The organism is Streptomyces sp. NPDC032940 (assembly GCF_040636935.1).
Lineage (GTDB): Bacteria > Actinomycetota > Actinomycetes > Streptomycetales > Streptomycetaceae > Streptomyces.
In genome coordinates this window covers 107,875-124,303 of the sequence record NZ_JBEZVJ010000010.1, presented here as the reverse complement: position 1 = coordinate 124,303, position 16,429 = coordinate 107,875, and the positions used below count along the sequence as shown (strand labels likewise).

18 protein-coding genes are annotated in these 16,429 nt (G+C 74.0%); 5 read left to right on the top strand and 13 right to left on the bottom strand.

All coding sequences use genetic code 11. The features are described from left to right. Positions 1-132 precede the first annotated feature (132 nt). The 3 genes from AB0E77_RS15685 to AB0E77_RS15675 form a co-directional block, all read right to left on the bottom strand. Positions 133-1,287: an ROK family protein gene (locus tag AB0E77_RS15685; protein WP_361570140.1), complete on the bottom strand. Its 1,155-nt coding sequence runs from the start codon at positions 1,285-1,287 to the stop codon at positions 133-135. A 100-nt stretch (positions 1,288-1,387) separates the two neighbouring features. Further along, positions 1,388-2,050 carry a response regulator transcription factor gene (locus AB0E77_RS15680; RefSeq protein WP_361570138.1) on the bottom strand — a complete coding sequence of 221 codons (663 nt, stop codon included), beginning with the start codon at positions 2,048-2,050 and terminating at the stop codon, positions 1,388-1,390. A gap of 14 nt (positions 2,051-2,064) precedes the next feature. Continuing rightward, on the bottom strand, positions 2,065-3,219 hold the full coding sequence (locus AB0E77_RS15675) for a histidine kinase (protein ID WP_361570136.1): 1,155 nt from the start codon (positions 3,217-3,219) through the stop codon (positions 2,065-2,067). Positions 3,220-3,326: 107 nt separating this feature from the next. On the opposite strand from AB0E77_RS15675, the gene AB0E77_RS15670 reads away from it, so the two are divergent. Genes AB0E77_RS15670 through AB0E77_RS15660 form a run of 3 tightly spaced genes read left to right on the top strand, consistent with a single transcriptional unit; the run spans position 3,327 to position 5,460 of the window. Beyond that, positions 3,327-4,253 carry an ABC transporter ATP-binding protein gene (locus AB0E77_RS15670; protein ID WP_361570134.1) on the top strand — a complete coding sequence of 309 codons (927 nt, stop codon included), beginning with the start codon at positions 3,327-3,329 and terminating at the stop codon, positions 4,251-4,253. Continuing rightward, positions 4,250-4,978, top strand: coding sequence for an ABC transporter permease (locus AB0E77_RS15665; protein ID WP_361570132.1), 729 nt, complete (start codon positions 4,250-4,252; stop codon positions 4,976-4,978). Before AB0E77_RS15670 ends, AB0E77_RS15665 begins: the two co-directional genes overlap by 4 nt. 56 nt (positions 4,979-5,034) lie before the next feature. Further along, the gene (locus AB0E77_RS15660) at positions 5,035-5,460 is read left to right on the top strand and encodes a hypothetical protein (RefSeq protein ID WP_361570130.1); all 426 of its coding nucleotides are present in this window, start codon (positions 5,035-5,037) and stop codon (positions 5,458-5,460) included. Positions 5,461-5,467: 7 nt separating this feature from the next. Here AB0E77_RS15660 and mug read toward each other — a convergent pair whose 3' ends face one another. The 6 genes from mug to AB0E77_RS15630 form a co-directional block, all read right to left on the bottom strand. Further along, positions 5,468-6,025 carry a G/U mismatch-specific DNA glycosylase gene (mug, locus tag AB0E77_RS15655; protein ID WP_361570363.1) on the bottom strand — a complete coding sequence of 186 codons (558 nt, stop codon included), beginning with the start codon at positions 6,023-6,025 and terminating at the stop codon, positions 5,468-5,470. Then, positions 6,022-7,464 (bottom strand): adenylosuccinate lyase, encoded by a 1,443-nt coding sequence (gene purB, locus AB0E77_RS15650; protein ID WP_361570128.1) that lies wholly within the window; start codon positions 7,462-7,464, stop codon positions 6,022-6,024. Before purB ends, mug begins: the two co-directional genes overlap by 4 nt. An 88-nt stretch (positions 7,465-7,552) precedes the next feature. Next, entirely contained in the window at positions 7,553-8,332 is a 780-nt protein-coding gene (locus AB0E77_RS15645) for an SGNH/GDSL hydrolase family protein (protein ID WP_361570126.1), read from the bottom strand. A gap of 61 nt (positions 8,333-8,393) precedes the next feature. Further along, entirely contained in the window at positions 8,394-9,407 is a 1,014-nt protein-coding gene (locus AB0E77_RS15640) for a hemolysin family protein (RefSeq protein WP_361570124.1), read from the bottom strand. Next, positions 9,404-10,765 (bottom strand): hemolysin family protein, encoded by a 1,362-nt coding sequence (locus AB0E77_RS15635; protein WP_361570122.1) that lies wholly within the window; start codon positions 10,763-10,765, stop codon positions 9,404-9,406. The genes AB0E77_RS15640 and AB0E77_RS15635 overlap by 4 nt, the downstream gene beginning before the upstream one ends. Positions 10,766-10,912: 147 nt before the next feature. Next, complete coding sequence (locus tag AB0E77_RS15630) at positions 10,913-11,338, bottom strand: GNAT family N-acetyltransferase (protein ID WP_361570120.1); 426 nt, start codon at positions 11,336-11,338, stop codon at positions 10,913-10,915. 101 nt (positions 11,339-11,439) lie between these two features. Between AB0E77_RS15630 and AB0E77_RS15625 the strand changes: the two genes are divergently transcribed. Continuing rightward, positions 11,440-11,667 carry a toxin-antitoxin system HicB family antitoxin gene (locus AB0E77_RS15625; protein ID WP_361570118.1) on the top strand — a complete coding sequence of 76 codons (228 nt, stop codon included), beginning with the start codon at positions 11,440-11,442 and terminating at the stop codon, positions 11,665-11,667. Between the two features lie 4 nt (positions 11,668-11,671). Further along, on the top strand, positions 11,672-12,046 hold the full coding sequence (locus AB0E77_RS15620; RefSeq protein WP_361570116.1) for a fic family toxin-antitoxin system, toxin component: 375 nt from the start codon (positions 11,672-11,674) through the stop codon (positions 12,044-12,046). Positions 12,047-12,254: 208 nt separating this feature from the next. On the opposite strand, the gene AB0E77_RS15615 is transcribed toward AB0E77_RS15620, so the two are convergent. The 4 genes from AB0E77_RS15615 to bioB form a co-directional block, all read right to left on the bottom strand. Further along, positions 12,255-12,944: a class I SAM-dependent methyltransferase gene (locus AB0E77_RS15615; protein ID WP_361570114.1), complete on the bottom strand. Its 690-nt coding sequence runs from the start codon at positions 12,942-12,944 to the stop codon at positions 12,255-12,257. Between the two features lie 188 nt (positions 12,945-13,132). After that, entirely contained in the window at positions 13,133-13,849 is a 717-nt protein-coding gene (gene bioD, locus AB0E77_RS15610) for a dethiobiotin synthase (RefSeq protein WP_361570112.1), read from the bottom strand. A gap of 4 nt (positions 13,850-13,853) precedes the next feature. Continuing rightward, a complete protein-coding gene (locus AB0E77_RS15605; protein ID WP_361570110.1) occupies positions 13,854-15,140 on the bottom strand; it encodes an adenosylmethionine--8-amino-7-oxononanoate transaminase in 1,287 nt (428 codons plus the stop codon). After that, entirely contained in the window at positions 15,133-16,353 is a 1,221-nt protein-coding gene (bioB, locus tag AB0E77_RS15600) for a biotin synthase BioB (RefSeq protein WP_361570108.1), read from the bottom strand. The genes AB0E77_RS15605 and bioB overlap by 8 nt, the downstream gene beginning before the upstream one ends. Between the last annotated feature and the right edge of the window lie 76 nt (positions 16,354-16,429).

Below are 16,429 nucleotides of genomic sequence, written 5' to 3'. Positions count from 1 at the left end.
CTGCGCGTGGCCCCGTCGACCGCCGTGCCCGCACACCGGCGGACGGAACCCGGCCCACCGGACCCGACGCGGGCGCACCTGTGCCGAACGGGACCGGCGGCCCGGCCCGCCGCAGACCCCCGCGGCCGGCGTTCAGCGGCGCGCCGTCGCCCCCTCCACCGCGAACAGCTGCTCCTCCACATGGTCGAGGGCCAGCCGCAGCGCCCCGGTCGCCACGGCGGCCTCGCCGAGCAGCGACAGGGCCACCCTCGGCGGCCGCAGGCAGTAGCGGGCCAGCTCCCGCCGCAGCGGTTCCAGGACGCCGTCGAGGCCCGCCGCCCAGCCGCCGATGACGACCAGCTCCGGGTCCAGCGCCAGCACCAGCGCCGCCACGTCGTGCACCAGCCGCTGGATGAACCGCTCGACGGCCGCGCGGGCCCGCTGGTCGCCGTCCCGCGCCTCGGCGAACACCTTGGCGACCGCCTGCTCGTCCAGCGGATGCAGCGGCTGGTCGGTGGTGGACAGCAACGTCTCCGGCGTCACGTCCCGGCCCAGCAGATGCAGCGCGCCGATCTCGCCCGCCGCCCCGCCGTACCCCCGGTGCAGCCGCCCGCCGATCAGCGCACCGGCCCCGGGACTCAGCCCGGCCAGCACGAACACCACGTCGTCGGACTCGGTGGCGGCACCCTTCCAGTGCTCGGCGACCGCCGCCGCGTTGGCGTCGTTCTCCACCAGCACCGGGCACTTGAAGGAACGGCGCAGCCGCTCGCCCAGACGCAGCCCCGTCCACTCGGGCAGCGCGGTGCCCAGCCGCACCGTGCCGTCCGCCTCGACGATCCCGGGCGAGGCCGCCCCCACGGCCCGCAGGGACCCGCGCGCCACCCCGGCCCGGCGCAGCAGTTCGGCGACAGCGGTGCGCAGCCGCTCCAGGCGCTCGTCGGCCGGAGCGGTCTCCTCGACGTCCTTCGCCTGGGCGCCGATCACCCGCCCGTCCAGGTCGGCGAGGAGCGCGGCGACGCGGTGCGGGCCGATCTCGAGACCCAGCAGGTGCCCCGCCTCCGCCCGGAACCGGAAGCGACGCGCCGGCCGCCCCTGCCGTCGGGCCATGCCGTCGTCGGCGGCCGTCTCGACGACCAGACCGGCCTCGATGAGCCCCTCGACGACGCCTTCGACGGTCGGCCGGGACAGCCCCGTCACCCGGGTGATCTCGGTCAGGGTCGCGGAGTCCGTGGCACGCAGCGCGTGCAGCACCACCGCGGAGTTGATCCTCCGCAGCAGCGACGGATCCCCGCCGGTCAGCCCGCCCAACGTCCGTCCTCCCAGCTCGTGCGCGTGTTGGCCGGATCGTACTCGGCCCGCTCCCCGCGGGCGAGCACCGGTCCGCCCCGCCCCGGCTCCGGGGGACGCCTCAGCCCGGGGCCACGAACCCGGACTCGTACGCCGTGATCACCGCCTGCGTGCGGTCCCGCGCCCCCAGCTTCGCCAGCACCCCGCTCACATGCGACTTGACCGTCTCCGTGCCGACGACCAGCCGGGCGGCGATCTCCGCGTTCGACAGCCCGCGCGCCATCAGCCGCAGGACCTCTCCCTCCCGCTCGGTCAGCCGCGCCCGCTCCAGCGCCGCGCGGGCCGCGCGGTTCCCGCCGCCGTCGCCGTACTCGGCGGCCAGCTGCCGCACCGAGGCGGGGAACAGCAGCGAATCGCCCTCGGCGATCAGCCGCACCGCGTGCACGATCTCGGCCGGCCGGGCCCGCTTCAGCAGGAACCCGTCGGCGCCCGCACGCAGCGCCTCGTACACGTACTCGTCGTTCTCGAAGGTCGTCACCACGAGGATCTTGGGCGGGTCGGGCATCGTCCGCAGCAGCATGCGCGTCGCCTCGATGCCGTCCAGCAGCGGCATGCGGACGTCCATGGCGACCACGTCCGGCCGCAGCTGCCGCACCAGCGGGACGACCGCCGCCCCGTCGGCCGCCTCCCCGGCCACCTCGATGTCGGGCTGCGCCTCCAACACGGCGCGCAGACCCGCGCGTACGAGGGGCTCGTCGTCGACGAGGAGAACTCTGACCGGCATGCGGTCAGCGTAGATCAGCCCACCGGCAGCTCGACGTGGACCTGCCAGTCACCGGCGTCGGGTCCCGTGTGCGCCCGCCCGCCCAGCAGCGCGGCCCGTTCGCGTATGCCGCGCAGGCCGCTGCCGCGCTCCGGTGCCGCTCTCCCGTCCGGCAGGGGGTTGCGCACGTCGAGAGCGAGGCTGCCGTCCACGACCCGGACGCGGACCCGCACGGGGACCGAGCCCGCGTGCCGCAGCACATTGGTCAGCGCCTCCTGGAGGATCCGGTAGCCCTCCCGCGAGACGGGGCCCGGCACGGTCTCCAGAGGCCCCGTCAGTTCGGCGTCGACCTTCGCCCCGGACGCGCGGGCGGACTCCAGCAGCCGGTCGGCGTCCACGAGCGTCGGCCGGCCGCTCACCGGCCGCTCCGCCTCCCGCAGCACGCCGAGCACCCGCTCCAGATCCTCCAGGGCCGCCCGGCCGGTCTCCTCGATCGCGGTCAGCGCCCGGTCGGTGAAGTCGGGGCTGTTCGCCGCGCGGGCGGCCCCCGCCTGGACGACGGCGACGGTCAGGGCGTGGCCGATGGAGTCGTGCAGCTCGCGGGCGATGCGGGTGCGCTCCAGAAGCTGTTCGGTGCGCTCCTCGAGGGCCGTGAGGCGCTCGGCGGCGGACGGGCCGAGCAGCCCGCGCGCGAGGAAGGTGGCCAGCTCGCCGAGGCCGACCACCGTGCCGTACAGGAGCAGCAGCGGGACAGGGACGAGCAGGGCGTAGGCCCAGTGCGGTTCCGTACCGGCCACCACCGGCATGTCCTCGGGCACACGGCCGACGACGGACGCGGCGGCCGTGTACGACAGGATCGGCAGCCAGACCGTGGCGAAGCCCACGACGAACGCCAGGACCATGCGTGCCTCCAGCCACAGCACGGTCCGCCAACGGTCCCGCCAGCCCGTGGCCGGCCGCACGGAGAACTCGGGCTTTGTCTCCCCCGGTGTCAGCATGTACCGCGCCTGCACGCCTTCGCCCACCCGCACGACCGGGATCAGGCCGACCGGAACGAGCACGAGCGCCGGCACCCACGGCAGCTCCGGCGCCACCCACATCCACACGCTGAACGCCGCCGCCGGCACCCACAGGTGCAGCAGGCGTGTGTATGTCGCCCCGCGAGACAGCGGGCGCCAGAACCGTGCCATGGCGCCATCGTGCCAGCGCCCACTGACAACGAGATCCCCCGTGCGGGGGAGACACCGCCCCCCGACGGGGGAGGACCGGCCCCCGTACGCGAGGCCACGCTGCTGTCATGACCAGCATCGACGTCCAGAACCTCACCAAGGAGTACGGCACCAGACGAGCCGTCGACGACCTCACCTTCACCGTGCGCCCCGGCCGCGTCACCGGCTTCCTCGGCCCCAACGGCGCGGGAAAGTCCACCACCATGCGGCTGGTGCTCGGCCTGGACCGGCCCACCTCCGGAACCGCGACCGTCGGCGGGCGTCCCTACGCCGCGCTCCACGAGCCGCTGCGCCACGTCGGCGCCCTGCTCGACGCGCACGCGGCGCACGGCTCGCGCACCGCCCGGGACCACTTGCGCGTCCTGGCGGCGAGCAACCGCCTGCCCGCGCGCCGGGTCGACGAGGTGCTGGAGGAGACGGGCATCGCCTCGGCGGCCCGCCGCCGGGTGCGGACGTACTCCCTGGGCATGCGCCAGCGGCTGGGCATCGCCGCCGCGCTGCTCGGCGACCCCGAGGTGGTGCTGCTGGACGAGCCCTCCAACGGGCTCGACCCCGAGGGCATCATCTGGATCCGGGAGCTGCTGCGGCGGCTCGCGGCCGAGGGCCGCACGGTGCTGGTCTCCAGCCACCTGATGAACGAGACCGCGTCCTTCGCCGACCACCTGGTGGTCCTGGGCCGGGGCCGCCTGCTGGCCGACACCCCGATGCGGGAGTTCATCGACGCGCGCGTGCAGCCGCGTGTCCGCGTCCGCACCTCGGACGTCACCGCGTTGAAGGCGGCCCTCGCCCGGTACGGCCACGACGCCGTGGAGCACGCGGACGGGTACTGGACCGTGCACCACGCGCGCGTGGACGACATCGGCCGTGCCCTGTCCGGAGCCGGTGTGCCCGTCCTGGAACTGGCCCCCGAGGAAGGCACCTTGGAACAGGCCTACCTCGGCCTGACCGCCGCCGAGACAGAGTTCGCCGCCCAGCCCCAGGAGGCCCGGCCATGACCACCTTCACGCCCGTCCTGCGCGCGGAGGCCCTCAAGGTGCTCTCCCTGCGCTCCCTGTGCGGCACCCTGCTCGCCGTGTTCGCGGTCACTACGGCGTTCTCCGCGCTGGCCGGCAACTCCGGCACGTCCGAACCCGGCTTCGACCCCCTGTTCACGGCCCTGTCCGGCGTCTGGCCGGGGCAGATCGCCGCGATCGCCTACGGGGCCCTGGCCGTGTCCTCGGAGTACCGGGGGAACGGAATCCGGCTCTCGCTGGCCGCGGTCCCGCGGCGCGGCCGGTGGTTCGCGGCGAAGCTCGTGGTCGTGGCCGCACCGGTGCTGGCCGTGGGCCTGCTCACCGCCTGCGCCGCACTCGTCGCGGCCCGGGCGGGCCTCGGCGCCGCGGCGGACGGACTCACGGCCGGCGAGCAGGCGCGCGGCGTCGTGGGCTGCGGGATCTACCTGACGCTGATGGCACTGTTCGCAGCCGGTCTCACTGCCCTGTTCCGCAGCGGCACGGCCACCCTGTCCACCGTCGTCCCGTTCATCCTCGTCGTCGCCTTCGTGATCGGGGACGCGGCCGGCGGCGCCACCGACTTCCTGCCGGACCAGGCGGGCCAAGTCGCCCTGCACCAGACGCACGACGGGCCCCTCGGACCCTGGACGGGGCTCGCGGTGACCGCGCTGTGGGCGGCCGCCGCCGTCCTCGCGGGGGCCTGGCGGCTGCACCGCCGGGACGCCTGAGCCGCGGACGGCTGACGCCCCGCCAATTGTCAGTGGCGGCCGGTTTACTGGAGGGCATGGACATCGCACGGCAGCTCGCCCTCATCGACGAGCTGTGCTTCCGGCCCTTCCCGGCGGAGCACGGCCCGTCGTGCCCCGGTCACCTCACGGCCGTGCTGGCGAGCAGCCACGGCCTGCGCGGCGGCGACCCGGGGGAGCGGGCGGTGACGGTGGAGGACTACGAGAAGGAGCGCGACGCCCTGTGCGAGCGCCTCGCCGAGCGCTGGGGGGAGCCCGACCTGTGGAATCTCCAGACGGTCCTGCTGCGGACCGAGCGCGAGGAGATACCCGAGCCGTGGGCCGGCCTCAGCGCCCGCGCCCGCGTGGCGTACCTCTGGGACGCGCAGGGCACGGGCCGCCGGCTCGCGGTGGCCGTCGCCGACCGGGACGAGGCGGACGAAGTGCAGCTGCTGGCCGTGGTCACGGAGGAGGCCCTGCCATGACCACGGCCTACGCCTCCGGTTCTGCCTCCGCGGCGATCCGCAGCCGGGCGAACTCCTCGGCCATCGTCTGCGCGGTCCAATGGGCGTTCAGACCACTCGGGTTGGGCAGCACCCAGATCCGGGTGCCCCCGATCGTCCGCTCCTGCGGACCCACCTGAGCCCCGCGGTCGTCGAAGGCCGCCCGGTAGGCGGTCACGCCCACCACGGCAAGCCAACGGGGCCGCAGGCGTGCCACCTTCAGCGCCAGCAGCCGCCCGCCCTCCCGGTACTCGTCGGCGCTCAGCTCGTCCGCCCGCGCGCTGGCCCGCGCGACGACGTTGGTGATGCCGAGCCCGTACGAGGGCAACAGGTCCTGCTCCGAGGGCTTGAGCAGCCTCGGCGTGAAGCCGGACAGATGCAGCACCGGCCAGAAGCGGTTGCCGGGGCGGGCGAAGTGGTGTCCCGTGGCCGCCGACAACAGGCCGGGGTTGATGCCGCAGAAGAGCACACGGAGGCCGTCCGCGACGACGTCCGGTACGAGACGGTCGCGGGCGGCCTCCAGTTCGGCCCGGCTGAAGCGGGTCAGAGGATCGCCCCGGGGGTGTAGCCCGCGGCGGCCGGGTGCTGCTTGACGATCTCCTCGATCCGGCCGACGACGACGCCGACCTGGCCGGCCGCGGCGCCGGTGAAGGAGAGCTTGTCGGCCATCAGGGCGTCGAGCTGGGCGCGGTCGAGCGGGATGCGCTCGTCGGCGGCCAGCTTGTCCAGCAGCTCGTTGCGCTCGGCGCCCTGCTCGCGCATCGCCAGCGCGGAGGCGACGGCGTTCTCCTTGATCGCCTCGTGCGCGACCTCGCGGCCCACCCCGGCCCGCACCGCGCCCATCAGCACCTTGGTGGTGGCGAGGAAGGGCAGGTAGCGGTCGAGCTCGCGGGCGACGACGGCCGGGAAGGCGCCGAACTCGTCGAGCACGGTCAGGAAGGTCTCCAGCAGTCCGTCCAGCGCGAAGAACGCGTCCGGCAGGGCCACCCGGCGCACCACGGAGCAGGACACGTCGCCCTCGTTCCACTGGTCGCCCGCCAGTTCGCCGGTCATCGACGCGTAGCCGCGCAGGATCACCATGAGGCCGTTGACGCGCTCGCAGGAGCGGGTGTTCATCTTGTGCGGCATCGCGGAGGAGCCGACCTGGCCGGGCTTGAAGCCCTCGGTGACCAGCTCGTGCCCGGCCATCAGCCGGATCGTCCTGGCCAGCGAGGACGGCGCCGCCGCCAGCTGCACCAGCGCGGTGACGACCTCGTAGTCCAGCGAGCGCGGGTAGACCTGGCCGACGGAGGTGAAGGCCTGCGAGAAGCCGAGGTGCCCGGCGATCCGCTGCTCCAGCTCCGCGAGCTTGCCGGCGTCCCCGCCGAGCAGGTCCAGCATGTCCTGGGCGGTGCCGACCGGTCCCTTGATGCCGCGCAGCGGATAGCGGCCCAGCAGCTCCTCCACCCGGCCGTAGGCGACGAGCAGCTCGTCGGCGGCGGTCGCGAACCGCTTGCCCAGCGTGGTCGCCTGCGCGGCCACGTTGTGCGAGCGGCCGGCCATGACCAGCTCGGCGTACTCGCCGGCCAGCTTGCCGAGGCGGGCCAGGACGGCCACCGAACGGTCGCGGATCAGCTCGAGCGACAGCCGGATCTGGAGCTGCTCGACGTTCTCCGTCAGGTCGCGGGAGGTCATCCCCTTGTGCACGTGCTCGTGGCCGGCGAGGTCGTTGAACTCCTCGATCCGCGCCTTCACGTCGTGCCGCGTGACCTTCTCGCGCTCGGCGATGGAGGCCAGGTCGACCTGGTCGAGCACACGCTCGTAGTCGGCGATCGCGGCGTCGGGCACCTCGATGCCCAGGTCCTTCTGGGCCCGCAGCACGGCGAGCCAGAGCTGCCGCTCGAGCCTCACCTTCTGCTCGGGCGACCAGAGCGTGGCGAGCTCGGCGGAGGCGTAGCGTCCGGCGAGGACGTTCGGGATGCGGGGCTTGGCGGGAGCGGAAGTCACGTAAACGGATTCTACTGGCGATTCGTGCAGGCCAGCGCCGCGGGGTTGTTCGTCGGAAGCTACGAAGGGAGGGCCGCTCCGGGAACGATCAGGCCAGGTCCTCGTACGGCAGCAGCTCCGGGCGCTTGGGCGGCAGTCCGTCGCCGGACGAGCGGCCCGTCAGCCTGCGGCCTATCCAGGGCAGCAGGTGCTGCCGGGCGAAGCGGACGTCCTCCGCGCGGCGCGTGAGCCAGCCCGGGGGCGGCGTCGCCGGGACCGGCGCGTGCCAGTCGGGGTCCTCGGGTGCGTAGCCCAGTGTCTGCCACACGGCCTCCGCGACCCGGCGGTGGCCCTCGGCGGTCAGGTGCAGCCGGTCCACGTCCCACAGCCGCGGGTCGGCCAGCGACCGGGCCCCGTACAGGTCGACGACCACGGCGCCGTGCCGTGCGGACAGGTCGTCGATGATCGCGAACAGCGCCTCCATGCGCGGCCGGAACCGCTCCAGCACCGGGCCCTGCCGGCCGGGGCTGCGCATCAGCACCAGCTGCTTGCAGTTCGGGGCCAGCCGCTCCACCGCCTGCGTCAGCAGATCCCGCACCCGGGCCATGTCGCACTTGGGCCGCAAGGTGTCGTTGAGCCCGCCGACCAGCGTGATCACATCGGCGCCCATGGCCGCGGCGACGTCCACCTGCTCGTCGACGATCTGGCCGATCAGCTTCCCGCGCACGGCGAGGTTCGCGTACCGGAAACCGGGGGTGCGGGCGGCCATCCGCGCCGCGAGCAGGTCGGCCCAGCCCCGGTAGGAACCGTCGGGCAGCAGGTCGGACATGCCCTCGGTGAAGGAGTCGCCGACGGCGACGAGGCTGGTGTGGGTGGGGTTCGTCTGCATGGCGACAGAAATGGTAGCCCCTGCACATACCCGCCGGTCGGTCGCCCCGTGCCAGAGGCCTTCAGTTCCGCTGCCCGAACAGCTCCCGCAGCACGTCCTCCATGGTCACGAGCCCGGCCAGCCGCCCGTCGGAGCCCAGGACCGCCGCAACATGCGTACGGCTGCGGCGCATCGCCGTGAGCACGTCGTCCAGCGGGGTGACCTCCCGCACCCGGGCGATGGGCCGCATGTCCCGCAGCCGGAACGGCTGGTCCCGGGGGGAGGCGTCCAGGGCGTCCTTGACGTGCAGGTAGCCGACGATGCGCCGCCCGTCGTCGACCACGGGGAAGCGGGAGAACCCGGACTCGGCCGACAACCGCTCCAACTGCTCCGGCGTGATGCCCACGCGCGCGTGCACGACGCGTTCCAGGGGCAGCACGACGTCCCGCACCGGCCTGCGCCCCAGCTCCAGGGCGTCGTGCAGCCGCTCCTGGGCGCGGTCGTCGATCAGCCCCGCCTCGCCGGCGTCCTTGACGATCTCGGCCAGCTCGGTGTCCGTGAACGTCGCCGAGACCTCGTCCTTCGCGTCCACCCGGAGCAGCTTGAGCAGCCCGTTCGCGAAGGCGTTCACCGTGAAGATCACCGGGCGCAGCGCACGGGACAGTCCCACCAGCGGCGGCCCCAGCAGCAGCGCGCTGCGCACCGGCTCGGCCAGCGCGACGTTCTTCGGGACCATCTCGCCGAGCAGCATGTGCAGATACGTCGCGAGGGCCAGGGCGATCACGAAGGACACCGCGTGTCCCGCCCCCGACGGCACGCCCACCGCGTGGAACACCGGCTCCAGCAGATGCGCGATGGCCGGTTCCGCGACGATGCCGAGGACCAGCGTGCACAGCGTGATGCCGAGCTGCGCCGCCGCGAGCAGTGCGGAGACGTGCTCCAGCCCCCACAGCACGCTCCGGGCCCGCCGGTCGCCCTCCTCGGCGTACGGCTCCACCTGGCTGCGGCGCACCGAGATCAGCGCGAACTCGGCACCGACGAAGAAGGCGTTGACGACGAGCGTCGCCAGACCGATCAGCAGTTGCACCGCGGTCACCGTCCGGCCTCCCCGTCACCGTGTCCGTGTCCGCCGTCGCCGGACGGGTCGTCGGCGAGCGGCGCGTGCAGCAGCACCCGGGCCGCCCGGCGCCCCGTCGCGTCCACGACGTCCAGCCGCCAGCCCTCGAGGTCGACGGTGTCGCCGACCTCGGGGATATGGCCCAGCCGGGCCGCGACCAGCCCCGCGACCGTTTCGTACGGGCCCTCCGGAACCCGCAGGCCGAGGCGGGCGAGCCGGTCCACCCGGGCCGCGCCGTCGGCCCGGTACAGGGCGCGGCCCTGCTCGTCGGTGCCGGCCGCGTCCAGCTCGGGGGTCTCGTGCGGATCGTGCTCGTCGCGCACCTCGCCGACGACCTCCTCGACGATGTCCTCCAGCGTGGCGACCCCCGCCGTCCCGCCGTACTCGTCGATGACGACGGCCATCGTGCGCCGTCCGGAAAGCCGGTCCAGGAGCCGGTCGACGGTCAGCGTCTCCGGGACGAGCAACGGCTCCCGCATGAGCTCGGCGACGGGCACCCGGGGCCGGCGCTCGGCGGGCACCGCCAGCACGTCCTTCACATGGGCCGTCCCCACCACCGTGTCCAGGCTGTCCCGGAAGACCGGGAACCGGGACAACCCCGTCGCCCGCGTCGCGTTCGCCACGTCCTCGCAGGTCGCCCGCCAGTCCAGGGCGATCACCTGGACGCGCGGGGTCATCACGTTCTCCGCCGTCAGGTCGGCGAGGTTCAGGGTCCGCACGAACAGCTCGGCGGTGTCCGGTTCCAGGGCGCCCTCCTTGGCGGAGTGCCGGGCGAGCGCCGCCAGCTCCTGCGGGCCGCGTGCGGACGCCAGCTCCTCCGCGGGCTCCACGCCGAGCCGGCGCACGACACGGTTGGCCGTGTTGTTCAGATGGGTGATGAAGGGCCGGAAGGCCATGCTGAACCAGCGCTGCGGACCGCCCACCCGCTTGGCCACGGCCAGCGGCGAGGAGATCGCCCAGTTCTTCGGCACCAGCTCACCGACGATCATCAGGAAGACCGTGGACAGGGCCGTGCCCAGCACCAGCGCCAGCGACGAGGCCGTCGAGCGGGACATCCCGGCGTCCTCCAGCGGCCCCGAGATGAGTGCCGCGACCGACGGCTCGGCGAGCATGCCGACCACCAGGTTGGTGACCGTGATGCCGAGCTGCGCCCCGGACAGCTGGAACGTCAGGTTCCGTACGCCCTTCAAGGCGCTCGCCGCGCCCCGCTCGCCCCGCTCTACGGCGCGCTCCAGCTCGCCGCGCTCGACGGTCGTCAGGGAGAACTCGGCCGCGACGAAGGCGCCGCACGCGAGCGAGAGCAGGATCGCCACCAGCAGCAGGAGCACTTCGGTCATCGGGTCACCTCGGCTCCATGATCGGGCAGGACGCGGAGGTTCGCGCGATGTCGTGCGCCGGGACGCTCGCTCATGTGCCGGTGCTCACTGCCTTTCCCTCGGTGCGGGGCCTTCGGCCGGTGGGGGGACCTCCGTCGGTCAAGCTCCTCAGCCGGTCAGGGGCTTGACCCAGCGTCGCCACTTCTCCTCAGGCGCGTACCCGGCGGCCCGCCACGCATGCTGGGCCCGCTCGTTGCGCACCAGCACCATCGCGTCCGCGCGCCGCCCGCCGAGCCCTGCGAACCGTTCCGCCGCGGCGTCCAGCAGGGCCGAGCCGACGCCCTGGCGGCGGTGGTCCGGGTGCACCGCCAGCCGGTACAGATGGCAGCGCCAGCCGTCGAAGCCGGCGATCACCGTGCCCAGCAGCGTGCCGTCGCGCTCGGCCAGGATCAGCGCCTCGGGGTCGCGGGCGACCAGCCGCTCCACGCCGGCCCGGTCGTCGCTGATGCTCGTCCCCTCCGCGGCCGTCTTCCAGAAGGCCAGCACGGAATCGAGGTCCTCGGGCCCGGCGGCCCGTATCCGGAGATCAGTCATGGCGTGATCACACCACCCGTGGCGCACAGCCGCCGTGAATTCCGGCATGCGGACGGCGGCCGCCCTTGCCCCTGCTAGCGTTCCGGCGCTAGCTTCGAGGTATGGCGAAGACCCAGAAGGCCCAGCTGAACGTGCGGGTGGACGAGGGCACCGCCCGGGCCGCCCGCGAACGGGCCCTGGCCCGGGGGATGAGCGTCAACCGCTACATCGAGGAACTGGTCCGGCAGGACACCGGCGAGGCCGGCCGCACCTTCGTGGAGGCCGCCGCCGACTTCATGCAGCAGTACGAGAAGGTCTTCGCGGAGGAGGTCGGCGAGCGCCGCCGCTGAGCCGTTGAACGATCTCACCATCGACCTCGCCTGGCTGCTGATGCTCGCCGAACAGCGCACCCCGGGAGACCCCCAGGTCACCGACTGGGGCGCCCTCGTCGCCGCCGTCGCCCGCCACAGCGCCGAGATATTCGACGTCCCCGTCTACGAGGGCCCGCACGCCCGCGCCGCGGCCCTGCTCCAGCTCCTGATCCACGTGCCCGCGCTGGAGCGCTCCAACGCCCTCTTCGCCTCCGCGGTCGCCTACGCCTATCTGGTCGCCAGCGGCGTCAAGGTCGCCACCACCCCCGAGCAGGTGCGCGACCTCGCCCTGCTGGTCAAGAGCGGCGACGCGTCGGTCGAGGACATCGCGCACGAGCTGCGCCAGTGGACGGTGTGACGGCCGCGCGCGGCGCCTGAGGCCTGTCTGACGACTCCCGTCTGCCGTGCGACGCCATGCACGCTCCCCCGGAGGGGGCACCCCCACTCGCCCACCGGCCCCGGACCCGGGTACGTCTGGTACGCGGGTCTCGGGCCGGCACGCCGAGAGCACGCGCCTGACGCCGCGCGGCCGCCCTTCGGGCGACGACGGGAAGGGTCAGACAGTCCTAGGCGCCGTCCCCCGGCGGGCGCCAGGCCGTGCCGAGGACGCAGTACGACATCGGCAGCGCCGGTCCGTTCTCCGGCATCAGCATCCGCCGGTAGGGGCCCAGGGTGAACCCGGCGTCCCGCAGCGCGGCGACCGGGTCGCGGGAGACGTGGCAGCCGCCGGCCAGCGGCGGCCACACCGTGCGGTCCAGCGCGCGCTGGGTGAGCGTCATCATGCGTCCGCCGCCCCGCCCGTGCTCGAAGAACCGCAGCTCGCCGCCGGGCCGCAGCACGCGCCGCAGCTCCCCGAGCGCCCGCGGCACGTCCCGCACGCTGCACAGCACCAGCGACACGACGGCCGCGTCGAACGCCTCGCTCTTGACCGGCAGCGCCTCCGCCGCGCCCGGCGCCACGTCGACCGGTACCTGGGCGCGCAGCGCCGCGTCCACGGCCAGCTGCCGCAGGGAACGCTCCGGTTCGATGGCGACGACCTCCGAGACGGCGCCCGGATAGTGCGCGAAGTTCAGCCCGTTGCCCGCGCCGACCTCGAGCACCCGCCCCGACAGCCCGGCGAGCAGCCGCTCGCGCACCCGTGCCATGCCCAGCCGGGTCTCGGCGCTCACGCTGGCCCGGGCGTAGTAGCGGGCGAAGAGCGGATGGTGCACGGCGTCCGGGGGCACGGAGCGGGCACGGGCGGATCGCTGCGGCATGGGACCTCCCTCACGAGGTGGCGCCTTACCGCGATTGTCCCCCGCACGGGCACCGCGCACCCGCCCGCCGACGCGCTGACAACACGGGCCTCTGCGCCGCAGCCGTCGCTCCCGCCCCGGAAGCCGCCGCGGCCCGTGGCCCGTGTCCCCCGGTGGGGCGCGCGGCCCGCCTCAGAGGCGTCCGTCGCTCAGGGGGCCTCCCCGCGCCGGAAGGCCTCCGCGTCCCACGTGCCGTCCAGACGGGGTGCCAGCCACTGCGGTGCCGCCGACCGGAAGGCGGACGGTGCGAGGGCGGCCGCGCCGGCGGGCAGGGCGCCGAGCAGGGGTGCCCCCGACACCTCCGGCAGGTCCGCGAGGTTGCAGCGCGAGGCGAGGTCCGGCTCCGCCGGCCAGCTGCCGATCACCACACCCGGCAACTCAAGCCCCCGCGCGGCGAGTTCGCGCGCCGTCAGCTCGGTCGTGTTCAGCGTGCCCAGGCCCGCCGACGCCACCACGAGCACCGGCGCGCCCAGAAGTGCCGCGACGTCCGCCAGGGTGCCGCCCTCCTCGTCGAAGCGGACGAGCAGGCCGCCCGCACCCTCCACCAGCACCAGGTCGTGCTCGGTCGCCAGCTTGGCCGCGCGCTCCGCCACCTCCCCGGGACGCACCGGCGCCCGCCTGGCCCGCCGCGCGGCCGTGCCCGGTGCCAACGGCTCGGGGTAACGGTCGACCTCGGCCGCCGTCACGGCGCCCGCGAGACGCGCGACCTCCTGGGCGTCCCCGGGCTCGTCCGGACGTACGCCAGTCTGGGCGGCCTTGAGCACGGCCACCGACCGGCCCACGGCCAGCGCCGTCGCGGCGACGGCGGCGGTCACGACGGTCTTGCCGACCTCCGTGCCCGTCCCCGTGATCACCAGTACCGGCATGTCGTCATCCTTCCCGTGCCGCCGCGCACACCGCGCGCGTGATGCGCGCGACGTCGGCGTCGCCCGTGACGTAGGGCGGCATCGTGTAGATCAGGTCGCGGAACGGCCGCAGCCACACACCCTCGCGCACGGCCGCCTCGGTCGCCGCCCGCATGTCGACGGGGTGGTCGAGCTGCACCACGCCGATCGCGCCGAGCACCCGCACGTCGGTCACGCCCGGCAGTTCGGCGGCGGGCGCGAGCCCCCCGGTGAGGCCCGCCTCGATGCGCTTGACCTCCGCGCGCCAGTCCTGGCCGAGCAGCAGCCCGATCGACGCGCACGCCACGGCCGCCGCGAGCGGGTTGCCCATGAACGTCGGCCCGTGCGCGAGCACCGGCACCTCGCCGCGCGAGATGCCCTCGGCCACCCGCGAGGTGCACAGCGTCGCCGCCATGGTGAGGTAACCGCCGGTCAGCGCCTTGCCCACGCACATCACGTCCGGCGACACGGCCGCGTGCTCCGCCGCGAACAGCGCGCCCGTACGCCCGAAGCCGGTGGCGATCTCGTCGAACACCAGCAGCACGTCGTGCGCGTCGCACGCCTCGCGCAGCACGCGCAGATAGGCGGGGGAGTGGAAGCGCATGCCGCCCGCGCCCTGCACCACCGGCTCGACGATCACCGCGGCCAGCTCCTCGGAGTGCCGCTCGACCGTCGCGCGCAGATGTTCGGCGTACGACTCCTCGTACTCCGCGGGCGGGGCGTCCGCGAAGACCTGACGCGGCAGCACCCCGCTCCACAGCTCGTGCATCCCGCCCTCGGGGTCGCACACCGACATCGGCTGCCAGGTGTCGCCGTGGTAGCCGCCGCGCCAGGTCAGCAGCCGCCGCTTCGCGGGCCGGCCCAGCGAACGCCAGTACTGGAGGCACATCTTGACCGCGACCTCGACCGACACCGACCCGGAGTCGGCGAGGAACACATGCTCCAGCCCCTGCGGCGACATGTCGACAAGGAGCTTCGCCAGCCGCACGGCGGGCTCATGGGTGAGCCCGCCGAACATGACGTGACTCATCCGGTCCAGCTGCTCCCGTGCGGCCTCGTTGAGCACCGGGTGGTTGTAGCCGTGGATCGCCGACCACCAGGACGACATCCCGTCGACCAGCTCGCCCGAGCCGTCGGCCGGCCGCAGCCGCACCCCGCTCGCCGACTCCACGACGAGCGGGTCCTGCCGGCCGGGCATGGGGCCGTAGGGGTGCCAGACGTGCCGCCGGTCGAGGGTCAGCAGCTCGTCGACGGTCAGCGCGGGCTCAGGCATTGGGCGCGAGGTCCGTTCCGGCACCGCGCCGGCGCACGGCGACCAGGTCCGTACGCGCCTCGCCCGCCGCCGGCACCTCCGCGGCCGCAGGGGCGGAACCGCAGACGCCGCCGCCCGCGTGGGAGCCGCAGCCCCCGTTCCCCTCGTGCGACCCGCAGGCGCCGCCGTCCGCGCCGTCCCCGTGCGACCCGCAGCCGCCCCGGCCGGCCGCCCGGTGTTCCGGCAGGGTCACCTCGCCGGTGCCCTCCACCTCGAAACCGGCGTCCGCGATCATCTCCAGGTCCGCCTTGCCCGCCTGGCCCTCACTGGTGAGGTAGTCGCCGAGGAAGATCGAGTTGGCCAGGTGCAGCGCGAGCGGCTGCATCGAGCGCAGATGCACCTCGCGGCCGCCGGCGATGCGCACCTCGACGTCCGGGCACACGAACCGCGTCATCGCGAGGATGCGCAGGCAGCGCTGCGGGGTGAGGTTCCACTCCTTGGCCAGCGGCGTGCCCTCGAACGGGATCAGGAAGTTCACCGGCACCGAGTCGGGGTCCAGCTCGCGCAGCGAGAAGACCACGTCGACCAGGTCCTCGTCGCTCTCGCCCATGCCCGCGATCAGCCCGGAACAGGCGGACAGCCCGGCCGCGTGCGCCTTGTTGACCGTGTCCACCCGGTCGGCGTAGGTGTGCGTGGTCGTGATGTCCCCGTACGTCGACTCGGACGTGTTGAGGTTGTGGTTGTAGGCGTCGGCGCCCGCCTCGCGCAGCCGCTCCGCCTGGCCGTCGGAGAGCAGGCCGAGACAGGCGCACACCTCGACGCCCTCGTTCTGCTCCTTGATGGTCCGGATCGTCTCGGAGACCCGGTCCACGTCCCGCTCGGTCGGACCGCGGCCGCTGGCCACCAGACACACCCGCTTCGCGCCGCCGGCCACGCCCGCGGCGGCGGCCTCGGAGGCCTGGCCGGGCTTGAGCCAGGTGTACTTGAGGATCTCCGCCTTGGAGCCGAGCCGCTGCGAGCAGTAGGAGCAGTCCTCGGGACACAGGCCCGACTTGAGGTTGACGAGGTAGTTGAGTTTCACCCGTCGGCCGAACCAGTGACGGCGCACCCTGCCGGCCGCGGCCACCACCTCGAGCAGGTCGTCGTCGGAAGTGGCGAGGACGGCCAGCGCTTCCTCGCGGGTCGGCGTCTCGCGCCGAAGCCCCTTGTCCACCAGCGTGTTCAGCAGGTCCATGAGAGCCGATCCTGTCCTACGGGGCCGCCCGGGGCCAAGGAGACTTCGCACAACAGTGACAGATCACCGTGTGGGT